The 26,085-nt window shown below is 66.7% G+C and carries 27 protein-coding genes; 16 read left to right on the top strand and 11 right to left on the bottom strand.

Going from position 1 to position 26,085, the window contains the following annotated elements; genetic code table 11:
* Positions 1-85: 85 nt before the first annotated feature.
* Positions 86-445, top strand: a complete 360-nt coding sequence (locus tag WKW79_RS11825; RefSeq protein WP_340335348.1) for an HPF/RaiA family ribosome-associated protein — start codon at positions 86-88, stop codon at positions 443-445.
* A 16-nt stretch (positions 446-461) separates the two neighbouring features.
* On the opposite strand, the gene WKW79_RS11820 is transcribed toward WKW79_RS11825, so the two are convergent.
* From WKW79_RS11820 to gshA, 3 genes are all read right to left on the bottom strand, one after another.
* On the bottom strand, positions 462-1,613 hold the full coding sequence (locus WKW79_RS11820) for an alpha/beta hydrolase (RefSeq protein ID WP_340335347.1): 1,152 nt from the start codon (positions 1,611-1,613) through the stop codon (positions 462-464).
* 43 nt (positions 1,614-1,656) lie between these two features.
* On the bottom strand, positions 1,657-2,037 hold the full coding sequence (locus WKW79_RS11815) for a response regulator (RefSeq protein WP_340335346.1): 381 nt from the start codon (positions 2,035-2,037) through the stop codon (positions 1,657-1,659).
* Positions 2,038-2,144: 107 nt separating this feature from the next.
* Positions 2,145-3,698 carry a glutamate--cysteine ligase gene (gene gshA, locus WKW79_RS11810; RefSeq protein WP_340335345.1) on the bottom strand — a complete coding sequence of 518 codons (1,554 nt, stop codon included), beginning with the start codon at positions 3,696-3,698 and terminating at the stop codon, positions 2,145-2,147.
* 201 nt (positions 3,699-3,899) lie between these two features.
* Here gshA and WKW79_RS11805 point away from each other — a divergent pair, with 201 nt between their 5' ends.
* Together WKW79_RS11805 and WKW79_RS11800 are read left to right on the top strand one after the other, a co-directional pair.
* Entirely contained in the window at positions 3,900-4,505 is a 606-nt protein-coding gene (locus tag WKW79_RS11805) for a DUF938 domain-containing protein (protein WP_340335344.1), read from the top strand.
* Positions 4,506-4,581: 76 nt separating this feature from the next.
* On the top strand, positions 4,582-6,162 hold the full coding sequence (locus tag WKW79_RS11800) for a S53 family peptidase (protein WP_340335343.1): 1,581 nt from the start codon (positions 4,582-4,584) through the stop codon (positions 6,160-6,162).
* Here WKW79_RS11800 and WKW79_RS11795 read toward each other — a convergent pair whose 3' ends face one another.
* Entirely contained in the window at positions 6,163-8,085 is a 1,923-nt protein-coding gene (locus WKW79_RS11795) for a potassium transporter Kup (RefSeq protein ID WP_340335342.1), read from the bottom strand.
* A gap of 123 nt (positions 8,086-8,208) precedes the next feature.
* Here WKW79_RS11795 and WKW79_RS11790 point away from each other — a divergent pair, with 123 nt between their 5' ends.
* Positions 8,209-9,324, top strand: coding sequence for a saccharopine dehydrogenase family protein (locus WKW79_RS11790; protein ID WP_340335341.1), 1,116 nt, complete (start codon positions 8,209-8,211; stop codon positions 9,322-9,324).
* 22 nt (positions 9,325-9,346) lie between these two features.
* On the opposite strand, the gene WKW79_RS11785 is transcribed toward WKW79_RS11790, so the two are convergent.
* A complete protein-coding gene (locus WKW79_RS11785) occupies positions 9,347-10,009 on the bottom strand; it encodes an alpha/beta hydrolase (RefSeq protein WP_340335340.1) in 663 nt (220 codons plus the stop codon).
* Positions 10,010-10,070: 61 nt separating this feature from the next.
* Here WKW79_RS11785 and WKW79_RS11780 point away from each other — a divergent pair, with 61 nt between their 5' ends.
* On the top strand, positions 10,071-10,721 hold the full coding sequence (locus WKW79_RS11780; RefSeq protein ID WP_340335339.1) for a glutathione S-transferase: 651 nt from the start codon (positions 10,071-10,073) through the stop codon (positions 10,719-10,721).
* Here WKW79_RS11780 and WKW79_RS11775 read toward each other — a convergent pair whose 3' ends face one another.
* The gene (locus WKW79_RS11775; RefSeq protein WP_340335338.1) at positions 10,722-11,135 is read right to left on the bottom strand and encodes a hypothetical protein; all 414 of its coding nucleotides are present in this window, start codon (positions 11,133-11,135) and stop codon (positions 10,722-10,724) included.
* Positions 11,136-11,265: 130 nt separating this feature from the next.
* Between WKW79_RS11775 and WKW79_RS11770 the strand changes: the two genes are divergently transcribed.
* Together WKW79_RS11770 and WKW79_RS11765 are read left to right on the top strand one after the other, a co-directional pair.
* Positions 11,266-13,356: a prolyl oligopeptidase family serine peptidase gene (locus tag WKW79_RS11770; RefSeq protein ID WP_340335337.1), complete on the top strand. Its 2,091-nt coding sequence runs from the start codon at positions 11,266-11,268 to the stop codon at positions 13,354-13,356.
* A complete protein-coding gene (locus WKW79_RS11765; RefSeq protein WP_340335336.1) occupies positions 13,347-13,556 on the top strand; it encodes a hypothetical protein in 210 nt (69 codons plus the stop codon). The genes WKW79_RS11770 and WKW79_RS11765 overlap by 10 nt, the downstream gene beginning before the upstream one ends.
* A gap of 1,431 nt (positions 13,557-14,987) precedes the next feature.
* Here WKW79_RS11765 and WKW79_RS11760 read toward each other — a convergent pair.
* Complete coding sequence (locus tag WKW79_RS11760) at positions 14,988-15,872, bottom strand: LysR substrate-binding domain-containing protein (RefSeq protein WP_340335335.1); 885 nt, start codon at positions 15,870-15,872, stop codon at positions 14,988-14,990.
* A gap of 185 nt (positions 15,873-16,057) precedes the next feature.
* Here WKW79_RS11760 and WKW79_RS11755 point away from each other — a divergent pair, with 185 nt between their 5' ends.
* From WKW79_RS11755 to WKW79_RS11730, 6 genes are all read left to right on the top strand, one after another.
* Positions 16,058-16,807 (top strand): SDR family NAD(P)-dependent oxidoreductase, encoded by a 750-nt coding sequence (locus WKW79_RS11755; protein ID WP_340335334.1) that lies wholly within the window; start codon positions 16,058-16,060, stop codon positions 16,805-16,807.
* Between the two features lie 37 nt (positions 16,808-16,844).
* Entirely contained in the window at positions 16,845-17,870 is a 1,026-nt protein-coding gene (locus tag WKW79_RS11750) for a TRAP transporter substrate-binding protein (protein ID WP_340335333.1), read from the top strand.
* 118 nt (positions 17,871-17,988) lie between these two features.
* Entirely contained in the window at positions 17,989-19,869 is a 1,881-nt protein-coding gene (locus tag WKW79_RS11745) for a TRAP transporter large permease (RefSeq protein ID WP_340335332.1), read from the top strand.
* A gap of 51 nt (positions 19,870-19,920) precedes the next feature.
* Positions 19,921-20,763, top strand: coding sequence for a transketolase (locus WKW79_RS11740; RefSeq protein ID WP_340335331.1), 843 nt, complete (start codon positions 19,921-19,923; stop codon positions 20,761-20,763).
* Complete coding sequence (locus WKW79_RS11735) at positions 20,760-21,761, top strand: transketolase family protein (protein ID WP_340335330.1); 1,002 nt, start codon at positions 20,760-20,762, stop codon at positions 21,759-21,761. The genes WKW79_RS11740 and WKW79_RS11735 overlap by 4 nt, the downstream gene beginning before the upstream one ends.
* A 2-nt stretch (positions 21,762-21,763) precedes the next feature.
* Complete coding sequence (locus WKW79_RS11730) at positions 21,764-22,654, top strand: NAD(P)-dependent oxidoreductase (RefSeq protein ID WP_340335329.1); 891 nt, start codon at positions 21,764-21,766, stop codon at positions 22,652-22,654.
* 9 nt (positions 22,655-22,663) lie between these two features.
* Here WKW79_RS11730 and WKW79_RS11725 read toward each other — a convergent pair whose 3' ends face one another.
* The 3 genes from WKW79_RS11725 to WKW79_RS11715 are packed head-to-tail and all read right to left on the bottom strand — an operon-like array spanning position 22,664 to position 24,783.
* Positions 22,664-23,566, bottom strand: coding sequence for a DUF808 domain-containing protein (locus tag WKW79_RS11725; protein ID WP_340335328.1), 903 nt, complete (start codon positions 23,564-23,566; stop codon positions 22,664-22,666).
* Positions 23,567-23,590: 24 nt separating this feature from the next.
* Positions 23,591-24,265 (bottom strand): PepSY-associated TM helix domain-containing protein, encoded by a 675-nt coding sequence (locus WKW79_RS11720; protein ID WP_340335327.1) that lies wholly within the window; start codon positions 24,263-24,265, stop codon positions 23,591-23,593.
* Entirely contained in the window at positions 24,265-24,783 is a 519-nt protein-coding gene (locus WKW79_RS11715; protein ID WP_340335326.1) for a GNAT family N-acetyltransferase, read from the bottom strand. The genes WKW79_RS11720 and WKW79_RS11715 overlap by 1 nt, the downstream gene beginning before the upstream one ends.
* Between WKW79_RS11715 and WKW79_RS11710 the strand changes: the two genes are divergently transcribed.
* The 3 genes from WKW79_RS11710 to WKW79_RS11700 are packed head-to-tail and all read left to right on the top strand — an operon-like array spanning position 24,782 to position 25,604.
* A complete protein-coding gene (locus tag WKW79_RS11710; protein ID WP_340335656.1) occupies positions 24,782-25,030 on the top strand; it encodes a hypothetical protein in 249 nt (82 codons plus the stop codon). The two genes, WKW79_RS11715 and WKW79_RS11710, sit on opposite strands and share 2 nt — an antisense overlap.
* Positions 25,027-25,296 (top strand): VF530 family protein, encoded by a 270-nt coding sequence (locus WKW79_RS11705; RefSeq protein ID WP_340335325.1) that lies wholly within the window; start codon positions 25,027-25,029, stop codon positions 25,294-25,296. The genes WKW79_RS11710 and WKW79_RS11705 overlap by 4 nt, the downstream gene beginning before the upstream one ends.
* Positions 25,293-25,604 (top strand): 2Fe-2S iron-sulfur cluster-binding protein, encoded by a 312-nt coding sequence (locus WKW79_RS11700; protein WP_340335324.1) that lies wholly within the window; start codon positions 25,293-25,295, stop codon positions 25,602-25,604. Before WKW79_RS11705 ends, WKW79_RS11700 begins: the two co-directional genes overlap by 4 nt.
* A 76-nt stretch (positions 25,605-25,680) precedes the next feature.
* On the opposite strand, the gene WKW79_RS11695 is transcribed toward WKW79_RS11700, so the two are convergent.
* Positions 25,681-26,085, bottom strand: coding sequence for a nuclear transport factor 2 family protein (locus WKW79_RS11695; protein WP_340335323.1), 405 nt, complete (start codon positions 26,083-26,085; stop codon positions 25,681-25,683).

The raw sequence follows: 26,085 nt of genomic DNA, 5'->3' as shown, positions 1-26,085 counted from the left end.
GGCAGCGGCAAGCCCAAGGCAGTCACATCGGTTCATGATGGGGCTGGCAATCCGCCGAAAGTGTTGAATTGGTCGAGGAGGCACCATGCAGATTCAAGTGAACGCGAGCAATGGAATCGAGAACAAGGACGCACTGGAGCGATGGGCGGACGGGGAAATCAAGGGGGTGCTGGCGCGTTTCCTGGACGAGGTGACGCGCGTCGAGGTGCACATGAGCGGCGAAACGCCCGGCAAGAGCGGCGGCGGCGACAAGCGCTGCACGATGGAGGCACGGCTGGCGCATCACCAGCCGGTGGCGGCGACGCACGACGGGCCGACGCAGGACGAGGCCTTCCGCGGCGCGCTGGCCAAGCTGAAGCGTCTGGTCGAACACACGCTGGCCCGCATCGAAGGGCGGCGCGACCGCGATTCGATCCGCAAGGATGTGGATATCGCGCCGGAATGAACCTGGCGGCCGGGCCTCAGTCCAGCCCGGCCAGGAACTCCGCCAGCCGCCGGTTGACCGCTTCCGGCTGCTCCTGCTGCACCCAGTGGCCGGCACCCTCGATGAGGTGCACCGCGCGCATGTCGGTGCAGACCCTGCGCTGCATCGCCTCGAAGGCGCCGGGGACCTGGTGCACGCCCCAGTCCTGGCGGCCGGCAATGAAGCAGGCTGGCACGTCGATGGTCCTGCCGCCGAAAGTCTGCAACTCGGCGATGAAGCGCGACGAGGTGCCGCAGCGGTACCACTGCAAGCCGCCCTGGAAGCCGTTGCGCGCGTACTCGGCGCTGTAGACGCGCAATGCCTCGTCAGGCAGCCAATGGCAGGCGGCAATTGCCTCGGGTGAAGGCATTTCGGCGGCGACCGTGGCGGCCATGCCCAGGGTCTTGTCCATCACGTAGTAGGTGGGCAGTTCGGCCAGCGCCTCGGCGCTGAGTCCGGACAGCGGATGCGGCTGGTTGCCGGGCCAGTCGGCGCTCTTGTGGTGGTAGTAGGCGCGCAGGAAGTCGTGCACGCCTTGTATCGCGCCGTGCATGTCGGCATTGGCCTCGGGCGTCGAGTAGTACCACTGGTAGTGCTTGCGGGGACGCGGCAGCGCGGCCAGCGCCTCCAGCACCTCAACCATCGGCCCACGGCCGGGGGTGTCTCGCTTGACGGTGTCGAAAGGCAAGGCCGGCGGGCCGCCGAAGGGCGCGCTCATGAGCACGACCGAGCGGAACACATCGGGCCGCAGCAAGGCGCACCATGCCGCGACCGGCGAACCAAAGTCATGGCCGACCACCGCGGCCACCTGGCGATGGCCGAGCGCGAACACCAGGCCCAATACGTCGCGCACCAGGTTCAGCATGCGAAAGGAGGCCAGGTCGCCGTCGTAGCGCGCATCCCCGCCCGTGGTGCGGCCATAACCACGCTGATCCGGCGCGATCACATGAAAGCCCAGGGCCGCCAGCGGCAGCATCTGGTGGCGCCAGCTGAAGGCCAGCTCCGGGAAGCCGTGCAACAGGACGACCAAGGGAGGCCCTGGCTGCTCGAAGCCCGCCTCCAGCCAGTGCATGTGCAGGCCATTGCCGTTGTCGGCGAAGCTGGAACGCACGCCCTCGGGCAGCGGCAAGGGGGTCAGGTCGGCGGGCATGGGCTCGACTGTAGCGAGCCTGCAGATGCTGCGTGATGGACAGTCAATGTCGCTGTGCGCGGCGCGACTCGAACCAGTCGACCAGCAATTCGAGTTCGGAGGACTTGTCGAAGAAGGCGTCGACGCCCAGCGCCTGGGAGCGCTCGCGCATTTCGGCCGTGGCGTAATTGGTGAGGACGATGACTTGCTGGTTCTTGCCACGGTCACGGCAGGCCTTGATGACGCCGAAGCCGTTGCCCTGCAGCAGGAAGAGATCGACGATCGCCAACTCCCATTCATCGCGATGCGCATGCAGCCAAGCGACGGCCTCGTTCTCCGAATCGGCGCAGGCCACGACTTCCGCCTCGGCCACATCCTCCAGGAATCCGACCAGGTTCTCCCGGATCAATGCACTGTCTTCAACGAGGTAGGTCTTGCAAGCCATGTGCACACGATGCGCGTGCGCAAGCGAGTTGTCGGTGGGCCATGCGGTTCAAAGTGGGTAGGCGCTCGCCTACCCATTCACTCGATGTTCAGGGAGAAGGAGTCAACCTAAGCAGCCACCGCCGCCCGGCTCCGGATTCCCAGCCGCGCCGGCGACACATACTGCTCCCGATAAATCTCGAAAGGCATCGTGTCCGCCGCCTCGATAGCCGCCTGGGCGTCCAGCGAGTCCTGCGTCATCTGCTCGAAATGCGCCAGCTGGTGCGGCTCGAGCGGCAGGTCGAGGATCGCCTGGCGGGTACGCTCGGACTGCGCCCGGACGAAACCGACGAAAGAGTTGTCATGCGACTCGGCCATCGCCGCCAGCACGCGCGCCGAGGGCAGGCTGTCGGGGTTGCGCAGCCCCTCTGTCGCAGCGGCCAGTGCGTCGGCATGGTCATGCCCGCCATGCGCCGCGTCCAGCGCGGCGGCGATCGGCGCGAACTCGTCCACCAGCGTCGCTCCCCATTCGGCCAGCGACACCTCGGCGCCCGCCTTCCGCAACTTGAGTCCAGGCTCGCGGCCGCGTGCAGCGGTCAGGTGCTGGTTGTGGGCCAGTTCGGCGATTTCCTGCGGGGTGTCGTCCGGGCTGTCGCTCAGCAGGCAGTGCAGCAGGAACATGTCGATGAAGCGCATGGTCTGCGCCGAGATGCCGACCGGCTCGAAGGGGTCCAGGTCCATCAACCGCACCTCGACATACTCGACGCCGCGCTCGCGCAGCGCATGCAGCGGGCGCTCGCCCGAATAGATCACGCGCTTGGGCCGGATGGTGCCGTAGAACTCGTTCTCGATCTGCAGCAGGCTGGTGGCGAGCTGGTTGTAGTCGCCGCCGAGGTTCTGGATGCCGATGGCTTCGTAGGCCGGCCAGGGCTTGGTCAAGGCCTCTTGCAACGAGGCGCCATAGCCGTCCAGGCTGTTGTAGCTCACGGCCAGCGAAGCCTGCGCCTCGCTCTGGTAGCCGAGCCGCCCCATGCGCAGCGAGGTGCCGTGCGGCATGTACATGGTGCCACCGTCGCCGAGCGGCTGCAGTTCATGCGGACGGCCGGCGACGAAGGTCGAACACAGGGCCGGCGAGGCGCCGAAGAGGTACAGCAGCAGGAAGGCATGCCGGCGGAAATTGCGGATCAGCGCGAAGTACTGTTCGCTCGACACATCGGGCAGGGACCAGTTGTAGTGGATGCCCGAGATGGTCTGCATGCGCCGCCCATAGCGGTGGCTCAGGCCCATGCGGTAGACGCTCTTGGCACGGCCGACGTTGGACGAGCCGTAGCGGCCGATCGGGATGGTTTCATCGGTCGGCAGGCCGCAGGGCATGCTCGACACCCAAAGCCGCTCGTCGCCAAGCTCGGCCAGCACGCGGTAAGTGAATTGATGGACGTGCACCAGCTCGTCGAGTGCGGCCTCGGGGCTGGCATGGACGCCGGTGATCAGTTCGAGCTGGGACTCGCTGAAGTCGGTCGTGATGTGCGGATGCGTGAGCGCCGAACCCAGCGCCAACGGATGCGGTGTGGCCGCGAGCTTGCCGTCGGCCTGGGCCCGCAGGCTTTCCTTCTCGATACCGCGTCGGATTCCCTTCAGCCGCGCGGGCGAGAGCGCATTCAACCGCTCCGTCAATTTGCTCATAGGTTTCTTACTCGGTTCTTTTGTGGGGCAGGAAGGTAGCACGGGCCGGCAATGGCCGCTGACGTGCGCTGGATGGGCTGGTGCCGGCGCGGGGAACCGACGCGCGTCACGCTGTTTTACCAGCAGATGGGGGGCTGCGTCAGATGGACGCTGGCGTGCATTTTCGCATTGAATCGAGGCGGCGCGGGGTACAGTCCCGGCATGTCCAGCCAACGCCTGTCCAGCCCCGCCGCCGAACGCAACGGCCAGCCCATCCTCGATGTGCTGCGGCGCCTGCTACCGGCCGAGGCCCGCGTGCTGGAAATCGCCAGCGGCACCGGCCAGCATGCGGCCTTCTTCGCTGCGGCGATGCCTGGCTGGCAATGGCAGCCGAGCGATGGCGATGCGACGTCCCTGGATTCCATCGACGCATGGCGCACGGATGCGGCCAACGTGCTGCCGCCGGTCGCGCTCGACGTGATGGCTGCCGACTGGCCGGTGCAAGGCCCCTTCGACGCGGTGTTCTGCGCGAACATGCTGCACATCTCGCCCTGGGCCACCTGCGCGGCCTTGATGCAAGGCGCGGCGCGGCTGCTGAAGCCGGACGGCCTGCTCGTCACCTACGGGCCCTACCTGCAGGACGGCGTCGTGACGGCGCCGGGCAACATCGCCTTCGACGCCAGCCTGCGCGACCGCAATCCCGCCTGGGGCATTCGCCGGGTCGAGGACGTGGCGCGGGAGGCCGAGGCGGCAGGCTTCCTGTTGAATGAGAAGGTCGCGATGCCCGCCAACAATCTCGTCCTGGCCTTCGTGCGACCCGTTAAATAGCCGAATCGACCCGTCAGTGGACCGTCAGGCGGGCCGGCGCACACTCCGCGCCCCTCAGACTCTCCAGGAGATCGAGATGGCCACCGGCACCGCACGCGTCCCCGTACCCGGCAGCGACAAGAAGGCCGTTGCCGGTGCCCAATCTACCGGACTGGTTCCCAACGACGAGCGCATCGACGTCACTGTGCGCATCCGGCCCAGGACGGCAATCCAGAGCCTGGCACAGGGATCGGTCCAGGCCGACGCCCTGCCCGCGCAGCGCACCTACCTGAGCCGCGAGGAATACGGCGCCAGCCACGGCGCGGACCCGCAGGACATCGCCAAGGTCGAGGCCTTCGCCAAGGCCCACAAGCTGAGCGTGGTCGAGGCGAACGTCGAGCGGCGCAGCGTCGTGCTCTCGGGCGATGCGGCCGCGATGTCGGCGGCCTTCGGCGTCACGCTGCACCACATGGAGCACGATGGCGGCACTTATCGCGGCCGGACCGGCAGCATCTCGGTGCCGGCGGAGCTGGCGGACGTGGTGGTGGGCGTGTTCGGGCTGGACGACCGACCGCAGGCCGATCCGCACTTCCAGCAGAAAGTGCTGGGCCGCGCCTTCACGCCGCGCGCGGGCTCGACCTCCTTCACGCCGCCGGCGCTGGCCAAGCTCTACGACTTTCCGACCGGCGTCGACGGCTCGGGCCAATGCATCGGCATCATCGAACTCGGCGGCGGCTTCCGCCCCGCCGACATCAAGGCCTACTTCGCCGGGCTGGGCATTCCGGCGCCCAGCGTCAAGGCGGTGCTGGTCGATGGCGCGCACAACCATCCGACCACGGCCAACGGGGCCGATGGCGAGGTCATGCTCGACATCGAAGTGGCCGCGGCCGTGGCGCCCAAGGCGAAGATCGCGGTCTACTTCGCACCCAACACCAACCAGGGCTTCCTCGACGCGATCACCCACGCGGTGCACGACAAGGTGAACAAGCCCTCCGTGATTTCGATCAGCTGGGGCTCGGCGGAAAAGAACTGGACCGGCCAGGCCATGACGCAGTTCGACCAGGCCTTCCAGGCTGCCGCGGCCATGGGCGTCACGGTCTGCTGCGCGGCCGGCGACAACGGATCGGGCGACGGCGTGGGCGATGGCGCGGCGCATGTGGACTTCCCGGCGTCCAGTCCCTTTGCACTGGGGTGCGGTGGAACGCGGCTCGCGGCCTCGGCCGGGAAGATCACGTCGGAAGTGGTGTGGAACGAAGGCACGGACAGCTCGACCGGCGGCGGCGTGAGCACGACCTTTGCGCGTCCGGGCTACCAGGCCAATGCGCATGTGCCGGCGGCGCCCAACAAGTTCGTCGGGCGCGGTGTACCCGACGTGGCCGGCGACGCGGACCCGGCCAGCGGCTATGAAGTGCGGGTGGATGGCCAGAACATGGTCATCGGCGGCACCAGCGCCGTGGCGCCGCTGTGGGCCGGCCTGATCGCGCTGATGAACCAGAAGATCGGCAAGCCGGTGGGCTTTTTGAACCCGCTGATCTACGGGCAGTTGGCGGGCAAGGGCCTGTTCAACGACATCACCGTCGGCAACAACGGGGCCTACCACGCGGCGGCCGGATGGGACGCCTGCACCGGCTGGGGTTCACCCAATGGGGCGAAGCTGCTGAAGGCGCTGGGCGGGTAGTCAGATCTCGACCCGCGTGCCGAGTTCGATCACGCGATTGGCCGGCAGCTTGAGGTAGTCGGCCACATTGCCGATGTTGTGGGCCATGGTCGCGAACAGCTTCTCGCGCCAGAGCGGCATGCCCGCGCCCAGCGTGGGCACCACCGTCGCGCGGCTGAGGAAGTAGGAACTGCGCAGCGGTTCAAGCACCAAGCCATGCGCGCCACAACCCTGCAACGCCAACGGCACGTCGATCTCGTCCTTGAAGCCGTAGCTGATCGTGACCTGGTAGCACTCGGGCGCGAGCATGCTGACGGTGATGCGCTCGCTCTCGGGCACGTTCGGAATCTCCTGGATGGACACCGTCACGAACAGCACACGGCCATGGAGCACGGCGTTGTGTTCGAGGTTGTTCAGCAGGGCATGCGGCACCACGTCAGGGTTGATCGACATGAAGATCGCGGTGCCGGCGACGCGCACCGGCTGTTGCGCGAGCAGCGAGTCCATGAAGGGCTTGAGCGGTGTCGCGCCGGCGCGGGCACGGGCTTCGTCCAGCATCATCTGGCGCCCTCGGCCCCAGGTCGCCATCACCGTGAAGATCAGCAGGCCGATCAGCAATGGGAACCAGCCGCCTTCCACGATCTTCAGCAGGTTGGCACTGAAGAAGGTCAGGTCGATGACGAAGAAGAAGCCGGTGGCCATCACGCACAGCCACCAGTTGTAGTGCCAGGCGTAGCGGATCACGTAGAAGGTCAGGCAGGTGGTGATCAGCATGGTGCCGGTCACCGCGATGCCGTAGGCCGCGCCGAGGTTGGTCGACGAGCCGAAGCCGATCACGGCGGCGATGACGGAGGCCAGCAGCATCCAGTTGATCGCGGGCACGTAGATCTGGCCGATCTGCTCGTCGGAGGTGTGCTTCACGGCCATGCGCGGCAGGAAGCCCAGTTGCACCGCCTGCTTGGTCATCGAGTAGGCGCCCGAGATGACGGCCTGCGAGGCAATCACCGTCGCCACCGTCGCAAGGATGACCATCGGCACCAGCGCCCACGGCGGGAACATGTGGAAGAAGGGGTTGTCGAGCGCTTTCGGATCACGGATCAGCAAGGCGCCCTGCCCCAGGTAGTTGAGCGCCAGCGCCGGGAACACCAGCACGAACCATGAGAGACGTATCGGCGGCGCGCCGAAGTGGCCCATGTCCGCATAGAGCGCCTCGGCACCGGTGAGCGCCAGCACCACCGAGCCGAGCGCGACAAAGGCCAGCCAGCCGTGGTGCGCGCAGAAGGCCAGCGCCTCGAAGGGGTTGAGCGCCTCGAGGATCGCCGGCGTCGCGAGCGTGTGCATCAGCCCGCTCACTGCCAGCACCCCGAACCAGGCCGTCATCACCGGGCCGAACACCGCGCCGATGCCGGCCGTGCCCCACTTCTGCGCGACGAACAGGCCGACCAGCACGGCCAGCGTGATCGGGATCACGTAGGGCGCGAGTTTGGGCGCCGCGATCTCCAGCCCCTCGACCGCGCTGAGCACGGAGATGGCCGGCGTGATCACGCCATCGCCATAGAACAGCGCCGCACCGAAGACTCCCAGCAACAGCAGGATGTGGCGCAGTCGCGGACGGTCCGACACCGACGAGGAGGCCAGCGCCAGCAGGGCCATGATGCCGCCTTCACCGTGGTTGTTGGCCCGCATGATCAGCACCACGTACTTCAGCGACACCACCAGCATCAGGGACCAGAAGATCAGCGAGATCACGCCGAACAGATTGGCTGGGTCCAGCGGCAGGCCGTTGGCCGGATCGAACACAGTCTTCATGGTGTAGAGCGGGCTGGTGCCGATGTCGCCGAAGACCACGCCGATGGCGGCCAGCGCCAGTCCGGGCAGCGCTGCGCGACCATGCGCTCCATGCGCGGAGGTCGCTGCGTTATGTGTGACTGCGGATGCTGTCATGTCGTGTCTCCTCCTGGGTGGAAACGGCCCCGCCCTTTCAGCCGTTTGCAGTATGGGCCTGCGAACCTGACCTGGGGCCACTCCGACGATCGTGCGGGCCTGCGGCATAGACTGCCCGCCCATATGGATCACTATCGGGTGCTGGTGATTGGTGGGTATGGCTTCTTCGGCCGCAGGCTGGTGGAGCGGCTGGCGAGGCAGGAGCGCCTGCATGTGACCGTGGCGGGGCGCTCTGCGAGGAAGGCCGAGGGCCTCGTGGCCGCGTTGCGCCCGAAGGCGATGGCGAGGCTGGACAGCGTCGAGTTGGATGCGATGGCGGACTCACTGCCGGGCCTGTTGGGGCAATTGCGGCCCGGACTGGTCATCCACACGTCCGGCCCGTTCCAGGGGCAGGACTATCGCGTCGCGCTCGCCTGCATGTCGGCCGGCGCACACTACGTCGACCTAGCGGACGGCCGGGCTTTTGTGCAAGGCATCGGGGCGCTGGATGCGGGCGCGAAGGCCTCGGGCGTGCTGGTCACGAGCGGGGCCAGTTCCGTGCCGTCGCTGTCATCGGCGGTGGTGGATCGACTGGCGCGGGGCCTGCGTGAAATCAAATTCATCGACATCGGCATCAGCCCCGGCAACAAGACCGAGCGCGGGCTGTCCACGGTGGCCGGCATCCTGAGCTATTGCGGCAAGGCGTTGCCTGCCAGCGAAGGCCGCGAAGTGTTCGGCTGGTCGGGCGCGTATCGCCATCGCTATCCGGCGCCAGTCGGGTCACGGCTGCTGTCGCCTTGCGATGTGCCCGATCTGGCGCTGTTGCCAGGACGGTATGCGGGGCAGCCCACCGTGCGATTCGGCGCGGGGCTGGAACTGGAGTTTCTTCATCACGGCATGAACCTGATGGCCTGGCTTGCGCGCATCGGCCTGGTCAGGGACTGGTCGGCCTACGCGAGCTTGTTGAAACGTGCGGCGGACCTGTTCAAGACCTGGGGCTCGGACGCGGGGGCCATGCATGTCTCGGTCAGCGGCACGGGCAGCGAAGGCACGACGCTGCAAAGGCACTGGGCGCTTGTCGCGACGGATGGCGACGGACCGTACGTGCCCACACTGGCCGCGTCGGCGCTGGCGCGCAAGCTGGCCGCGGGGACGCTGTGCACGACAGGCGCCGTGCCTTGCATGGGACTACTCTCGCTGGAGGATTTCGAGGACGAGGCGCAGGGGTTGAAGATCACCATGACCGGCGATCCCGCATGACCACCATTGCGCTTGGCAAGCGTCAGCCCAGCACCTTCCGCAGCCACGCCCCCAGGTCCGCAATCTCCTCCAGGCACACCGAATGCTCCATCGGGTATTCGTGCCATTCGATCGCATAGCCCAGCGCCTTCAGCGCATCGCGCGAAGCGGTGGCGCGCGACATCACCACCACGCCGTCGTGCTGCCCGTGCGCCATGAAGATCGGCACGTCGCGGTTCATGGGCGTGGCCTCGGCGGCGGTGGTGGCGGCCAACGGCAGATAGCCCGACAGCCCGACGATGCCCGCGAGCCGCTCCGCATGCCGCAGGCCCGTCAGCAGCGCCATCGCGCAGCCTTGCGAGAACCCGGCGATCACGATGCGGCTGGCCGGGATGCCGCGCGTCTTTTCCTTCGCGATCAGGGCCTCGATGCTGGCCATCGACCGGCGCAGCCCGGCCTCGTCCTCGCCCTTGTCGCCGATCGGGCCGTAGATGTCGTACCAGGCCGGCATCGGATAGCCGTTGTTGATGGTGACCGGCATCACCGGCGCGTTGGGGAACACGAAGCGAACCGGGCCGATGCCGCTGAGGTCCAGTTCATTGCAGATCGGCACGAAGTCGTTGCCGTCGGCGCCGAGGCCGTGCATGAGGATGACCGAGGCGGTGGGGCGCGGGCCGGTTTCGATTTCGATGGGGGCGAGGGACATGGTGTGGTGTGCTGGATAGGCGCCGGGAACGGCGAGGCCGCGATTTTGTAGCATCGCCCCGATGTCCGCCCTGCCCGTCCTCTACTCCTTCCGCCGCTGCCCCTATGCCATGCGCGCACGCTTCGCGCTGATGGCGAGCGGCCAGCGCTGCGAGCTGCGCGAAGTCGTCTTGCGCGACAAGCCGGCCGAGTTGCTGACCGTGTCGCCGAAGGGCACCGTGCCGGTCCTCGTCGACACGGACGGCACGGTGATCGAGCAGAGCCTGGACATCATGTTGTGGACGCTGCATCGCCACGACCCCGACCAGTGGCTGCAGCCCGAGCGCGGCACGCTGGCCGACATGCTGGCGCTCGTTGCGCTATGCGACGGCGACTTCAAGCAGCAGCTCGACCGCTACAAGTACCCGAACCGGTTCGAAGGCGCCGATGCCGCGGTGCATCGGTCCAACGGTGCGCTGTTCCTCGCCGAACTCGACCTGCGGCTGCGCGACACACGCCATCTGTTCGGCGACCGCCCCGCGCTGGCGGACTACGCGATCGCTCCCTTCGTGCGCCAGTTCGCGCAAACCGACCTGCCCTGGTTCATAGCCCAGCCGTGGCCGGCGCTGCAAGCCTGGCTCGCCACGCTGACCGAATCCGCCTTGTGGTCCAACGCGACGCAGAAGTACGCGGCTTGGAAGGCCGGCCAGGCGGGCGTCACATTCCCCGCGTAGTCAGCGCTTCGTCGCCGCCTCCCGGCAGCGCTGCAGATTGCCGTCGAACTTCGCCGCCAGCCCCGGCTCGCATTCGCTGCCCTTGGGCATCACGCGGCAGAGGCCAACGATCACGAATTCATTCACGGCATCCGTGCACATCGAGTAGCGCGCCAGCTCGGGGTTGGCCGCCGTCTTGAAACCCCACACGCCCGAGAACTCGATCATGCGGCCCATGGCCTGCTCGAAATAGTCGCGGTCGCGTTCCTTGACCGCGTTGTCCATCTGAGGCAGTTCGTTGTCCAGGAATCGCACGGCGGCGGCCGGAAACTCGTCGGCCGTTGCCTGTGCCTGGGCGCCGGATGCGAATGCGGCCATGAGCGCCAGCGCGGCCAAGGTGCGCGCCGCCGGTTGAAGAAAGTTGCGAAGTGCCATTCGTTGCATGCGGTGTATTCGACTCGATTGGAGCGCGGATTGTCCAACACGGGCAAGACCCTCTCCCGCCGCACATCCGTACGTCAAGCAGTCCGCACCATGGCCTCGAAGCCCTTGTTAAGCTCCCCCGATGCCCCCGCCGCCCTCCCCCGCCAACCTCCCCACCTTGCAGGCGCCCGACGACGATCCGCAGCGCTGGCTCGAAGACATCGACGCGCACGCAGCCGTGCAATGGGCCGACGCGCAGACCAGCCGCACCCTGGCCGCATTCGGCGACGAGCGATTCAAGCAGGACCGCGATGCCCTGCAGGCCATCTACGACCGCGACGACAACCTGCCGATGATCACGCGGCGCGGCGCGCTGCTGTTCAACTTCTGGAAGGACGCGGCCCATCCGCGCGGCATCTGGCGCACCACGACGATGGCGCGCTTCAGGGCCGGCACGCCTGAGTGGGACGTGCTGCTCGACCTCGATGCGCTGGCCGCGGCCGAATGCGAAGACTGGGTCTGGGGCGGCGCCAGCACCCTGCCGCGCACGCACGACCGGGCCATGCTGCGCCTGTCGCGCGGCGGCGGCGATGCCGTCGTGCTGCGCGAGTTCGACATTCCCTCGCGCAGCTTCGTCACGGGCAGCAATGCGTTCACGCTGCCCTCTTCCAAGGGCGGCGTCGAATGGCTGGAGCGCGACACCCTGCTGCTGATCTCCGCACTGGGCGACGACAACGCCACGGAATCGGGCTACGGCCGCAAGGTGTGGCGCCGGCAGCGCGGCGCCGATCCGCTGCAGTCCCCGTTGCTCTTCGAAGTGCCGGCCACGCACATGTCCGCAGGCATGCAGGCGGGCCGCACCGGCGAACGTGAATGCGTCTGGTACTTCGCGCGGCCCGACTTCCGCAAGCTGGTGCTGTGGATGGGCGACCGCCACGGCCCGAAGACCCTCATCGACATCCCTGCCGACGCCATCCCGGAGATCTTCGAGGACTGGATGGTGCTGCGCCTGCGCAGCGACTGGACCCTTGGCGGCACGACGTGGCGCGAAGGCAGCGTGCTCGGCATAGGCCTCGCCGCGTACATCGGCGGCAGCCGCGCGATGACCTTGCTGTTCGAGCCATCGGACCGGCGTGCCGTGCAAGGCTTCTCGTGGACTGGCGGGCAACTGTTGCTGTCGATCCTCGACAACCTGAAGCCAGTGTTCCAGCGCTGGACACCCACCGCCCAAGGCTGGGCCTGCACGATGGTGACTGGCCTGCCGGACGACGGCACCGCCTACCTCTGGCCGCTCGATGCCTGCGAGGAAGAATCCACCGGCGATGCGCTCGCGATGTGCCTGGGCCCGCTCACGCCCGAGTCGCTCTACCTGCTGCCCGCAGACGCCGACAGCGCGCAACTGTTGCAACGCGCGCCGGAGCGCTTCGACGCAAGCGGCCTGGTCACGACGCGGCACGAGGCGATCTCCACCGACGGCGTCGCCATCCCTTACGTGATGACCGGCCCGGCCGACCCCACGCGGCACGAACCCGGCCGCGCGCCCGTGCACCTGTACGGCTACGGTGGCTTCGGCATCTCCGTGCTGCCCGGCTACAACGCATCCATCGGCAAGCTCTGGCTGGAGCGCGGCGGCGTGTCGGTCGTCGCGCAGATCCGCGGCGGCGGCGAGTTCGGCCCGGCCTGGGAGGACGCCGGCCGGCGGGAGGGCAAGCGCCAGTCGCATGACGACTTCGCAGCCGTGGCTGCCGACCTGGTGCGCCGCGGCGTGACCGTGCCCCGGCGCATCGCTGCGGAAGGCGGCTCCAACGGCGGCCTGCTCATCACCAACATGCTGACGCGCTATCCGGAGCGTTTCGGCGCGCTGTTCTGCACCATCCCGCTGGTCGACATGCGGCGCTACAACAAGCTGCTGGCCGGGGCGAGCTGGGTGGCCGAGTACGGCAACCCCGACATCGCCGAGGACTGGGCTTTCCTGCAGCACCTGTCGGCCTACCATTGCGCGGAACCGGGCCACGGCTACCCGCCGATCCTGCTGGCCAGCAACCGGCGCGACGATCGCGTGCATCCCGGCCACGCGCGCAAGATGGCTGCAAAACTGCAGGCCCTCTCGCAGGCCGCGTGGCTGCTCGAACTCGACGCCGGCGGCCATGCCTACGGCAAGAACAACGCCGAGCGCGCCACGTTCACGGCGCTTGGCTATGCCTTTCTGCGGAGATCCATCGAATGGCAATGATCAAAGACAACGCGCAACTGTTGCCACGCGGCATCGCCTGCATCCTGATCGGCCTGGCCGTGCTGCTGGCGCCGAACTTCCTGCAATCGCAGGCCTATCGCGAGATGTTCGCGGGCGCCTACGTGGTCGGCTGGTTCGCCATCGTGCTGGGCGTGGCGCTGATCGTGGTGGGGCTGGTCAAGCGGGCCAAGGGGCGCTGAGACAGGTTCTCGAGCCGCCGCAACCACACCCCGCGGCACGCGTCAACCTCAGTTGAGGTCTTGGCCGTGACCGCGTCCGGCCTTAGCGTCTCCTTTCCACTTCAAAGGAGATCGCGATGAAGGCTCGCACATCATGGTGCCAACGTTGCTCCCATTTGCCGTGGTGTCGGAGCTGTCACAGGCACTGGACGCTCCCGCTCGAATCTGCCTGAGCGAAGCCGACATGGAGCAGAACTTCAACGCTTCGGATGCTTCAGTGATCGCAAGCGTCCGGCAAACCCATCCCGAGTTCGCGGTATGAGCAAAGGTTGCGCGTATTCACCAACTCTTGATGGACACATGCACACCATCTCACTTCTGCCTTCCGGTGATCGCCGGCGACGCTGGGTGCACGACGCGCAGGTGCAACCAGTCCGGGGATCCAACCATCGAATGAGGGAACGCTGGGCGGGATTGTGCGTCTTGGCGGCGCTGGTGTCAGGTTGCGCGCCGATGCAGTCGCGGCCCCAGTATCGACAGCGGCCTGCGCCGCCGCCTGTGATGGTCAGTCTGATCGTCGAGCCGCACGCAGCCACTACCCAGGCCGAATTCGACCGGATGTATCCGTACTGCCAACGGGTCGCCGGACTCGTGCAGGGCTTCGACGGCATAGTCATCGATTGCTTGCGCGACTTGGGGAACACAGTATCGGTTCGTTGGTCGGACGGATTGGTATCGACGTATGGACCGACACGGATTCTGCAGCCGCCAATGCCCGAGGACCGGACGCAATCCGGATCGCTCCTGGGTCAAGCTGGCGGGGCGACGCTACCGCCACCGCCACCGCCACCGCCACCGCCACCGCCACCGCCACCGCCACCGCGACCACCACCACCACAGCCACAACCACAACCACAGCCACCACCACCGCCATTCCGATCTCCAGCCGCACCAACGGCGCTCACACCGGCAGACAAGAAGGCCATCGAGGATCTCGGCAAGTCGCTGCTAAAGGGCTATGTGTCTTGCAAGATCACGAAGAGCACCGCCATGAAAAGATGTGTCGCCGCTGTGGTTACCACCGGCATGATCGAGAACGTCGGGCCGCTCTTCTGCGCACATCCGGGCCAAGCTCGGAAAATCATGAGCGAGGAGGCTCTTGCGGCTGCGGTGCAATTTCTGGACTGTCCCCCGGGCACGCTTGAAGTCTTGCGTGCCGACTTCCAACGCTGATGGCTTCGCGCCAGTCAATGCCGAGTCCGGAGCCGTGGGTACGGGACCGACGATGACGCTTCATCGCAACGCGGCCCGCCGTCATCTCCGGATCAAGCAACCCCCGACTTCAGAACCAACTCCACATGCACGAGGAATTACGCCCGATTCGGGCTCGAGTCAAGCAGGACGATCAAGTGGGAACAAGCTGAGGTGGGCGACAGCGTCTGCCGGCCCCACTCAACCCCTGGCGGCTTCGCCGTGGATCCATCCCAGGAAAGCCTCGACCGAGGGCCGCTTCGCGTGACGCGGCGGATACACGACGAAGTGCGCCTTGACCTTGATGGCCTGGTCGAGGCCGAACAAGGGCTTGAGCTTGCGCTCCGCGATGTGCCTGGCCGCGATTGTCGTGCTCTCCAGCGCGACGCCCAGTCCCTGCGTGGCGGCATCGAGTGACATCTGCGCCCGGTCGAAGCGCACGGGAAACCACTCCGGCGCCCGCTTGTCACTGAACTGCGCATACCAGTCCGACCACTGCACCACGCTGACGTTGCTCTGGATCAGCTTCACGGTGGAGAGTTGCCCGATGCGCTTCAGGCCATGCTGCCGGATGAAGTCAGGGCTGGCGAGCGGCACGATGCTTTCCTCGAAAAGCGGCTCCACCACAAGGTCCGGCCAGTTCGGTATGCCGTAGCGAATGTCGATATCGGCCTGCCCGAGCGTGAAGTCGCTCGGCGTGTGGGCCGCTGAAAGGTTGAGCGCGATGTCCGGCCAGGCCTGCGCAAAGCCGCGCAACCGGTGCATCAACCAGAGGCTCGCGATGCTCGGCGCCGAGTGCACGTAAAGGCTGTTGCTCACGCCCTGGCGCAAGTCCTCCGTCGCCGACGCGATGGCCAGCAGCGCGCCCCCCACTTTCGACAGGTACATCTCGCCCGCAGCGCTGAGCCGCACGCCGTGCGCGCTGCGCTCGAACAGCCGTACGCCCAGGTGCGTTTCCAGGCGCGCCACCTGGTGGCTGATCGCCGAGGCGGTGAGGTGCAGCTCGGAGGCCGCAAGTGCAAAGCTGCGCCGACGCGCGACCGCTTCGAAGGCTTGCAGGTTGGTGACGGCGGGCAAGGTGGACATAGGGTCAACCCGGTCGTTGGATGATGAACCGTCATCTTACGCTGAAAACACATCGCTTGTCGTCATGCATGCATCTGACGACCATTGGCCCACACGAAGCCAATCCACTTCGCGGCACAGCGGCCACCGACCCCACATCGCATGTCGGAGCCGCATCGGAATCACCTCACTCTGGAGACAAAGCAATGCTTCTCAAGGACAAAGTTGTCGTCATCACCGGCGGCGCCGGGCTCAACGGCCTCGGGTTCGCCACGGCGCGCCTCATGGCCTCCCACGGCGCCCGCGTGGCCGTGCTCGACCTGGAGCGGGCCGATCCGGCCGCAGCGGCAGCGCAGCTCGGCCCGGACCATCTGGGCATCGTCGCCGACGTGACCGACAAGGACTCATGCGAGGCCGCCGCCGCAGCCGTGCTCAAGGCCTTCGGCCGCATCGATGCACTGGTCAACAACGCGGGCATCACGCAGCCCGTGAAGACGCTGCAGATCAGCGGCGCCGACTACGACCGCATCCTCGACGTCAGCTTGCGCGGCACGCTCTACATGTCGCAGGCCGTGCTGCCCGCCATGCAGCAGCAGACCAGCGGATCGATCATCTGCATCTCCTCGGTCTCGGCGCAGCGCGGCGGCGGCATCCTGGGGGGGCCGCATTACTCGGCGGCCAAGGCCGGCGTGCTGGGCCTGGCCCGTGCCATGGCCCGCGAGTTCGGCCCCAAAGGCATCCGCATCAACAGCATCACGCCCGGCCTCATCGGCACCGACATCATCAAAGGCAAGCTCACCGAGGAGAAGAAGGCCGAGATCGCCGAGACCATCCCGCTGACTCGCCTGGGCCGCGCCGAGGACATCGCCGGCGCCTGCGTCTTCCTCAGCAGCGACCTCTCGCTGTACTGCACCGGCATCACGCTCGACGTGAACGGCGGCATGTTGATCCATTGAGCCGACGAACTTCATTTCAACGAACAGGAGACAAGACATGAACAAGCTGACAACCACCGGACTCCACCGTCGCCAGTTGCTGAAGGCAAGCGCTGCGTTGCCGCTCATTTCCATCCTCACGCACCGCGCCGACGCGGCCGAGTTCGAACTCAAGTACGCCACCGGCCAGGACCCGACACACCCGGTCAACCTGCGCGCCAAGGAAGCGCTCGACCGCATCCGCGAGGCCACTTCGGGCCGCGTCAACATCAAGCTCTTCCCGGCCAACCAGTTGGGCAGCGACACCGACCTGCTGTCGCAGGTGCGCAATGGCTCGGTCGAGTTCTTCAACCTCTCGTCGCTGATCCTGTCGACCTTCGTGCCGGTGTCGGGCATCACCAGTGTCGGCTTCGCGTTCAAGAACTACGACGACGTCTGGAAGGCGATGGACGGCGACCTCGGCAACCACATCCGCGCCGAGATCGCGAAGACGCCGATCTTCACCGTCTCCAAGATCTGGGACAACGGCTTCCGCCACGTGACCTCCTCCGGCAAGGAGATCAAGAGCGCGGCCGACCTCAAGGGCTTCAAGGTGCGCGTGCCCGCCGCGCCGCCCTTGACCTCGCTGTTCAAGGCGCTGGATGCCGCGCCCTCGCCCATCAATTTCAACGAGGTCTACACCGCGCTGCAGACGAAAGTGGTGGAAGGCCAGGAGAACCCGCTCGCCATCATCGCCACCGCGCGCCTCTACGAAGTGCAGAAGAGCTGCAGCCTGACCGGCCACGTGTGGGACGGCTACTGGGTGCTGGGCAACAAACGCGCCTTCGACAAGCTGCCGCAGGACGTGCAGCAGGTCATCAAGCGCGAGCTCGACAAGTCGGCCACCGACCAGCGCGCCGACGTGGCCAAGCTCAGCACCAGCCTGATCACGGACCTCAAGGCCAAGGGCATCAACTTCGTCGACGTGCAGCAAGACGACTTCCGCAAGAAGCTCGCGAGCACGGGCTTCTACGGCGAGTGGAAGTCGAAGTACGGCGCTGCGCCGTGGGAACTGCTGGAAAAGGTCTCCGGCAAGCTCGGTTGACCGGCGGCACCTCGCGCCGGTGAACGCCGGGGCGGGGTGGCTCTTTCACACAACTCCTGATCGGGAAGCCGCGCGTTGCCGCGCAGGCCCACGGCCCCCTGTCGCCTGAAAGAAAGCTATGAACATTCCTCATGACGATCCCGCGCTGGCGGTTGATTTGAGCCGGCCAGCGCCAGTAGCCTGGCTGGAGACGCTCAACAAGGCGCTCGCCACGATGGTGGAGTTTCCGGCCGCGCTGCTGGTGCTGGCCGAAGTGGTGGTGCTGCTGATGGGCGTGACCAGCCGCTACGTGCTGCACGAGCCGCTGGTCTGGTCGGACGAACTGGCATCGATCCTGTTCCTGTGGCTGGCGATGCTGGGATCGGTCGTCGCGTTCCAGCGCGGCGAGCACATGCGCATGACGGCCATCGTCGGCAAGCTGGAGCCGCGCAAGCGCGCCTTCCTGGACCTGGTCGCCATCGCCTCGGCCATCGCCTTCCTGGCCTTCGTGGTCCACCCGGCCTACGAGTTCGCGCAGGACGAGGTCTATGTCACGACGCCGGCGATGGGCATCGTGAACTCCTGGCGGGCGGCTGCCTTGCCGATCGGCCTCGGGCTGATGCTGCTGGTCGGCGTGATGCAGATCTTCCGCCTGGGCACGATCAAGGATGCGCTGCTGGCGGTCGGTCTCGTTGCCCTCGTCCTTGGCGTGATTGCGCTGGCCGGGCCGCTGCTGGTCAAGCTGGGCAACTGGAACCTGCTGATCTTCTTCGTGTTCGGCGTGGGTGCCATGGTGCTGCTTGGCCTGCCCATCGCGTTCGCATTCGGACTGGCGACCTTCGGCTACATCGCGTTGACCACCTCCACGCCGACGGTCGTCGTCGTGGGCCGCATGGACGAAGGCATGAGCCACTTGATCCTGCTCGCTGTTCCACTGTTCGTGCTGCTGGGACTGCTCATCGAGATGACGGGCATTGCCCGCGCCATGGTCAACTTCCTGGCCAACCTGCTGGGGCATGTGCGCGGTGGACTGTCGTATGTGCTGATCGGGGCGATGTACCTGGTGTCCGGCATCTCGGGCTCCAAGGCGGCGGACATGGCGGCCGTTGCACCGGCCCTGTTCCCGGAGATGCGCAAGCGCGGCGCCAAGCCCGGCGACCTGGTGGCCCTGCTGTCCGCAACGGGTGCGCAGACCGAGACGATTCCGCCCTCGCTGGTGCTGATCACGATCGGGTCCGCCACGGGTGTATCGATTGCGGCGCTGTTCACCGGCGGCCTGCTGCCCGGCGTGGTGGTCGGTGCGACGCTGGCCGCACTCGTGTGGTGGCGCTATCGCGGCGAATCGCTCGAAGGCGTACGCAAAGCGTCGGGTCGCGAGATCGGCAAGTCGCTGATGATTGCCGTCCCCGCGCTGGCCCTGCCTGTCGTCATCCGCGCCGCGGTGGTCGAAGGCGTCGCCACGGCGACCGAGGTGTCCACCATCGGCATCGTCTACGCGATCGTCGCCGGGCTGCTCGTGTACCGGCAATTCGACTGGAAGCGGGTCTACCCGATGCTGGTGAGCACGGCGTCGCTGTCAGGCTCCATCCTGTTCATCATCGGTGCGGCCACCGGCATGGCCTGGGCGCTGACGCAGTCCGGCTTCTCGACGGCGCTGGCCGATGCGATGAAGGCACTGCCGGGCGGTGCGATCACCTTCATGGCGGTCTCGGTGGTGGCTTTCATCATCCTGGGCTCGGTGCTCGAAGGCATCCCGGCGATCGTGCTGCTCGGCCCGCTGCTGTTCCCGATTGCCCGCCAGGTCGGCATCCACGAAGTGCACTACGCCATGGTCGTCACGCTGGCGATGGGCATCGGGCTCTTCGCCCCGCCCTTCGGTGTCGGCTACTACGCGGCTTGCGCGATCAGCCGTATCCATCCGAACGAGGGCATGAAACCCATCGTGGGCTACATGGTCGCCCTGTTCATCGGGACGGTAGTCGTCGCTGCCATTCCCTGGATTTCGACTGGCTTCCTCTGATTGCTCCCTGCCAACCCGCGCTTCCAAGTTCAACTCACACAAGGAAATTCCATGACTGATTTATCCACGCTTCAACAAAGCGCCTACCGCATCCGCCGCTACGCCCTGCGCATGGGCGAAGTCCAAGGCCAAGGCTACATCGGCCAGGCCCTCGGCTGGGCCGACGTGCTCGCCGTGGCTTACAAGCACGCGATGACCTACAAGCCGGAAGATCCGGAATGGGAAGGCCGCGACCGCTTCCTGCTCTCCCATGGCCACTACGCCATCGCCGCGTATGCCGCCTTGATCGAAGCCGGGATCATTCCCGAGGAAGAACTGGAAACCTACGGCAGCGACGACAGCCGCCTGCCGATGTCGGGAATGGTCACCTACTCACCCGGCATGGAGATGTCCGGCGGCTCGCTCGGCCAGGGCCTGCCGATCGCCGTGGGCATGGCGCTCGGCCTGCGCCTGAAGGGCAACCCGGCCTTCGTCTACAACTCGATGTCCGATGGCGAACTCGACGAAGGCTCGACCTGGGAAGCCGCCATGGGCGCCGCCCACCACCGCCTGTCGAACCTGATCTGCCTCATCGACATCAACAACCAGCAGGCCGACGGCCCCTCCGGAAAGATCATGGGCTTCGAGCCGCTCGCCGACAAATGGGCCGCCTTTGGCTGGCACGTACAACGCGTCGACGGCAACGACCTGCCCGCCGTCATCGCCGCCTTCGATGCGGCCCGCGCGCTGGAAGAGGACAAGCCCCGCGTCATCCTCTTCGACACCTTGATGGGCAAGGGCGTGCCCTTCCTCGAGACCCGCGACAAGAACCACTTCATCCGAGTCGATCCGCCTGAATGGCAACAAGCCATCGGCCATGTCGACAGCACCCAAACCGAAGGAGCCCTGTCATGAACGCCGTGATCGAAAACAAGAAGCCGAGGCTCACCACCTCCGCCATGATTGCCTCCATCGCCAGCGAGGGCCAGCGCGTCACCGCGGCGCCCTTCGGCAAGGCCATGGTCGAGCTGGGTCGCAACCGCCCCGAAGTCGTCGGCATGACGGCCGACCTCGCCAAGTACACCGACCTGCACCTGTTCGCCAAGGAGTACCCCGAGCGCTTCTTCCAGATGGGCATGGCCGAGCAGTTGCTGATGGCAGCCGCGGGCGGCATGGCCAAGGAAGGCTTCATCCCCTTCGCGACCACCTACGCCGTGTTCGGCACCCGCCGCGCCTATGACTTCGTGCACCAGGTGATCGCCGAGGAAAACCTCAACGTCAAGATCTGCTGCGCCCTGCCCGGCCTGACCACCGGCTATGGACCGAGCCACCAAGCCACGGAAGATCTCGCACTGATGCGCGGCATCCCCGGCCTGACGATCATCGACCCTTGCGATGCACTCGACATCGAACAGGCCGTGCCGCAGATGGCCGACCACCAGGGCCCCGTCTACATGCGCCTGCCGCGCGGCAACGTGCCGCTGGTGCTCGACGAGTACGACTACAAGTTCGAGCTCGGCAAGGCCAAGCTGATCCGCGACGGCAATGGCGTGCTGGTGATTTCCAGCGGCTTCATGACGATGCGTTCGCTGGAGGTTGCGGACAAGCTGAAGGCCGATGGCATCGATGTCGCCGTGCTGCACGTGCCGACGATCAAGCCGCTTGACGAGGCGACCATCCTGGCCGAAGTCCGGCGCCTGGGCCGGCTCGTCGTGGTGGCGGAGAACCATTCGGTGATCGGTGGTCTCGGCGAGGCGGTGGCGGGCCTGCTGATGCGCTCGGGCGTCACGCGGCCCTTCAAGCAGATCGGCTTGCCGGATGCGTTCCTGGACGCGGGCGCCCTGCCGACACTGCACGACAAGTACGGCATCTCCACGGAGGCGATGGGCCGGCAGATCAAGGGCTGGCTCTGAACATGACCGCCGCGACCAAGGTGGGCTTCATCGGCCTCGGCGCCATGGGCCGCGGCGCCGTCGGCAACCTGCTGGCCAAGGGCTTCGAGGTGGTGGGCTGCGACGTGCGGCCCGACGCGCTCGACTGGCTGCGGGAGAAAGGCGGCACGCCCGCCGGTTCGCTGGCGGAGATGGCGGCGCAGGTCCGCATCGTGGTTTGCTTCGTGGTCAATGCGCAGCAGACGGAGGCGGTGCTGTTCGGTAAAGGCGGACTGGTCGGCAACTTGCCGGCCGGCGCCGTGTTCATCGCTTGCAGCACCATGGACCCGGGCTACGTCCGCACGCTCGAAGGCCGGTTGGCGGCGCATTCGATCTCGCTGGTCGATGCACCCGTGACCGGAGGCGCGGTCGGTGCCGAGCGCGGCACCCTGACGATCATGGGCTCGGGCACGCCCGAAGCCTTCGAACTCGCACGCCCCGTGCTCGAGGTCTTCGGTGCCAAGGTGCACTACCTCGGCCCGGCGGGCAGCGGCGCGCAGATGAAGGTCCTGAACCAGTTGCTGTGCGGCGTTCACCTGGCCGCCGCGGGCGAGGCGCTGGCCTTGGCAAAGCGACAGGGACTGCCGCTCGACCTGACGCTGGAGATCCTCGGCAGTGGCGCGGCAGGTTCCTGGATGCTGGCGGACCGCGGCCCGAGGATGATCGCGGGCGAGTTCGACAAGGTGACTTCTGCGGTTGACATCTTCGTCAAGGACATGTCGCTGGTGCTGGACGCCACGCGCGAGTCGCGTTTTCCGGCGGCGCTTGCGCATGCGGCGTACCTCGCTTTCCTGGGCACCACCGCGCGGGGACTGGGCACGCAGGATGACGCGGCCGTGACGACAAACTACGACATCGCCAGAAGCGCCGCCTGACAGGGCAAGCTACTTCTTCAACACCTTCTTCACCACCTCGACCCCACCCAGCACCACCGCACCGGCAATCACACCCACCACGCCATCCACCACCATCGTCAGCAGCGATCCACCGATCCCTCCGATGCCCGCAGCCCAGGCCTCGACCGCATGGCCCATGGCGGGCACGCCATGGATCAGGATCGAGCCGCCCACCAGGAACATTGCGGCCGTGCCGGCCACCGACAGCGCCTTTATGAGCCAGGGCGCGAAGGCCAGCAGGCCGCGGCCCAGCGCGCGTTGCGCCGCACCCGCGCGCTGGCTCAGCCACAGGCCGGCGTCGTCGAGCTTGACGATGCCGGCTACCAGGCCGTACACGCCCACGGTCATGAGGAGCGAGATGCCGACCAGCACCGCAAGCTTCGACCCGAAGGGCTGGTCCGCCACGGTGCCCAGCGTGATGACGATGATCTCGGCGGACAGGATGAAGTCGGTGCGCACCGCGCCCTTGATCTTTTCCTTCTCGGCCGCCACCACGTCGACCGCCGGCGTGGCGATCGCTTCGACGTGCTGCTTGACCTCGGCCTCGTGCTCCGCCTTGTGCAGGTACTTGTGCGCAAGCTTCTCCACGCCCTCGAAGCAAAGGAACGCACCGCCGATCATCAGCAGCGGAATCACCGCCCATGGCAGGAAGGTGCCGATGAGCAAGGCCAGCGGCACCAGGATCGCCTTGTTGATCAACGAGCCCTTGGCCACCGCCCACACCACCGGCAATTCACGGTCGGCCTTGACGCCGGACACCTGCTGCGCATTCAGCGCCAGGTCGTCACCGAGCACGCCGGCGGTCTTCTTGGCCGCCACCTTGGTGAGCACGGAGACGTCGTCAAGCACCGTGGCAATGTCATCCAGCAACAGGAACAGGCTCGCTGCCATCGGCAACCCTTCGTAAAAACAAAATCAAAGATTGGTCAAGGCCAGCGTCAACAGCGCGGCCAGCGACAGGCCGAACAGGCTCAAGCCCAGCTTGCGGCGCCGATGTGTCAGCAGCCACAAGGTCACGCCCGAGAGCGACAGGAAGATCAGGCTGCCCGCCAGCGTGTCGATGAGCAGGATCCAGGCCACCGGCATGCCGGTGCCCTTGTGCATGTTGGTCAACGTGGCGATCAGGCCGTTGCTGGTGGTCGCCACGCCCACCGAACGATTGCCTTGCCAGTAGTCGACCTGCACCGTCTCGCGCGGACCGCCGAAGTTGAAGATCCAGTGCGCCGGCTGCTTGAGCGCAGGCGCGGTCTTGTCGCCCTTCTCGGCCCAGGCCACGTCGCGACCGGGTTCGATGCGCGTGTTGTTGGGCGGACCTTTCAGGCGCAACGCATCCTGTAGCCAGGCGGCCATGGCCTCCGGCGTGTCCGGCACCGGATCGGGCAACGCCAGTTGCGCGCGAGTGCGCTCCTGCGCCTGCGGCAGCTTGAGCACGTTGCGGTGGTTGAGCCAGATGCCGCTGAAGCCCATCACCAGCCCCAGCACCGCGCCCCAGAGGCCGAACCAGCCATGCATGTCGCGCAGCCAGCGCACCAGCGCCGTGCGACGCTGCTGCGCCGTGTCGCGCCCGGGAAACGTGGTGCCGATGTTCATCAGGCGACGCTGCGCTTGAGACGGACTTCCTCGATTTTGACGCCGCCGACCGACGTGGTCCGGGCGGTCTTCATCTCGCGCTTGAAGCCGGCGAGTTCATGGAAGCGGATCGCGCGGTCGTTGCGCAGCGGCACCCAGACGGTGACGGTGGTGCAGCCCTCTTCCTCGAGGCCTTCGCGCGCGGCATCCCACAGCGCGACGCCCACGCCCTTGTCCCAGTGCTCGGGCTTGACGTAGATGGCCCAGATCTCGCCGGCGGTGGACGGGGTCTTGGGGTCGCGGGAACGGTCGAAGCCGACGAAGCCGACGACCTGGCCGTCGAGTTCGGCCACATGGACCTGCGGCTCGCTGAATTCGATGGCCTCGCGCCACTTGGCTTCACGGGTGGCCGGGGCCAGCGCCTTCAGTTGCTCTTCGGGCAGCAGGCCTTCGTAGGCGGCGCGGGCGGCGGCGGCATGGACTTCGGCGACGGCGCGGGAATCGCTCATCTCGGCGGGGCGGACTTGGTAATCGGACATGGAATCGAACAACAAACTGAATTGGGGCGCTATTGTCGCCGCGTCGCTAAACTCGTCGGCTTCTTATCCCCCTGCATCCGGAACGGAGTTCGTCATGGCCAAAGGTCAGCAAAAGAGCAACAAGGAAGCGAAGAAGCCGAAGAAGGACACTTCACCGCCCAAGGCGCCCTCCGCCGGCGGCGGCGAACTGGTGCGCCCCACCGTCACCACGGCGGTGATCCCGCGCGGCAAGCTCAAGAACAAGTGAAGCCCGCGCCGCCCGCCCAGCCACGCAATCCGCTGCACGGCCTGACGCTGGAAGCCATCGTCACCGCGCTGGCGGATCACTACGGCTGGGAGGGGCTCGGCCAGCGCATTCCGGTGCGCTGCTTCACGCATGACCCGAGCGTCGGGTCGAGCCTCAAGTTCCTGCGCAAGACGCCCTGGGCTCGGGACAAGGTCGAGAGCCTCTACCTTTTCATGCTGCGCGACATCCGGCGCAACAAGCTGGCCGAGCCCGGCGACAGTCCGTGAGTGAAGAGACTCCAGCGCCGCCACGCTGGACGGTGCGCATCGAGCCGGCCGGCTATTCCTTCGAGGCCGCGCCCGGCCAGACCCTGCTGCGCGCCGCGCACGAGTCCGGCGTGGAACTTCCCAGTTCATGCCGCAACGGCACCTGCCGCACCTGCCTCTGCCGCATGGTCGAGGGCAGCATCCACTACCAGATCGATTGGCCCGGCGTCAGCCTCGACGAACGGGACGAGGGCCTGATCCTCCCCTGCGTGGCCGAGGCCACCAGCGACCTCACGCTCGACGTGCCCCTCGCGTACCAGTTCCTGTAGCTGGCCGTTGAAATTCAGCGCAAGGGGAATCGATGGGCCTTCTCGCGGACGCCAGGTCGCCGAAGATCAGCCAGGATCACCCGCCGTTCTCGTCGAAGAGCTTCTGGATCAAGGCGGAGTCGAGGTACGCGCGCACCTGGACGATCTTGTCGTTCTCGAAGCGAACGACCCAGCAATAGCGGTTGTCGAATCGCATGCCGTTCAATGCGGTGGCCATCGACTGCATCTCGACGGTGGCCCAGTCGCCGCTGGTCATGACGTGGACGACCCGAAGCTGCGTGCCACCGCGCAGAATCCTGGCGATCCGCGCGAAGGTGGCATCGATGAATTCGCGCTTCGTCCGAAAGTGGCCTGCCAGCGGATGGGTGCCGTGGACGGTCCAGTCCACCTTGTCGGCCACATGCGTGAAGAAGGCGTCGTAGCCGTGCTCCAGGAGCGAGAAGATCTTGCGAACGGATTCGATGTCGAGGGTCTGGGTCAT

The sequence above is a fragment of the Variovorax robiniae genome (genome assembly GCF_037889955.1).
GTDB lineage: Bacteria > Pseudomonadota > Gammaproteobacteria > Burkholderiales > Burkholderiaceae_C > Variovorax > Variovorax robiniae.
The sequence above is the reverse complement of the archived record's forward strand: the minus strand, read 5'-3'. Positions and strand labels throughout refer to the sequence as shown.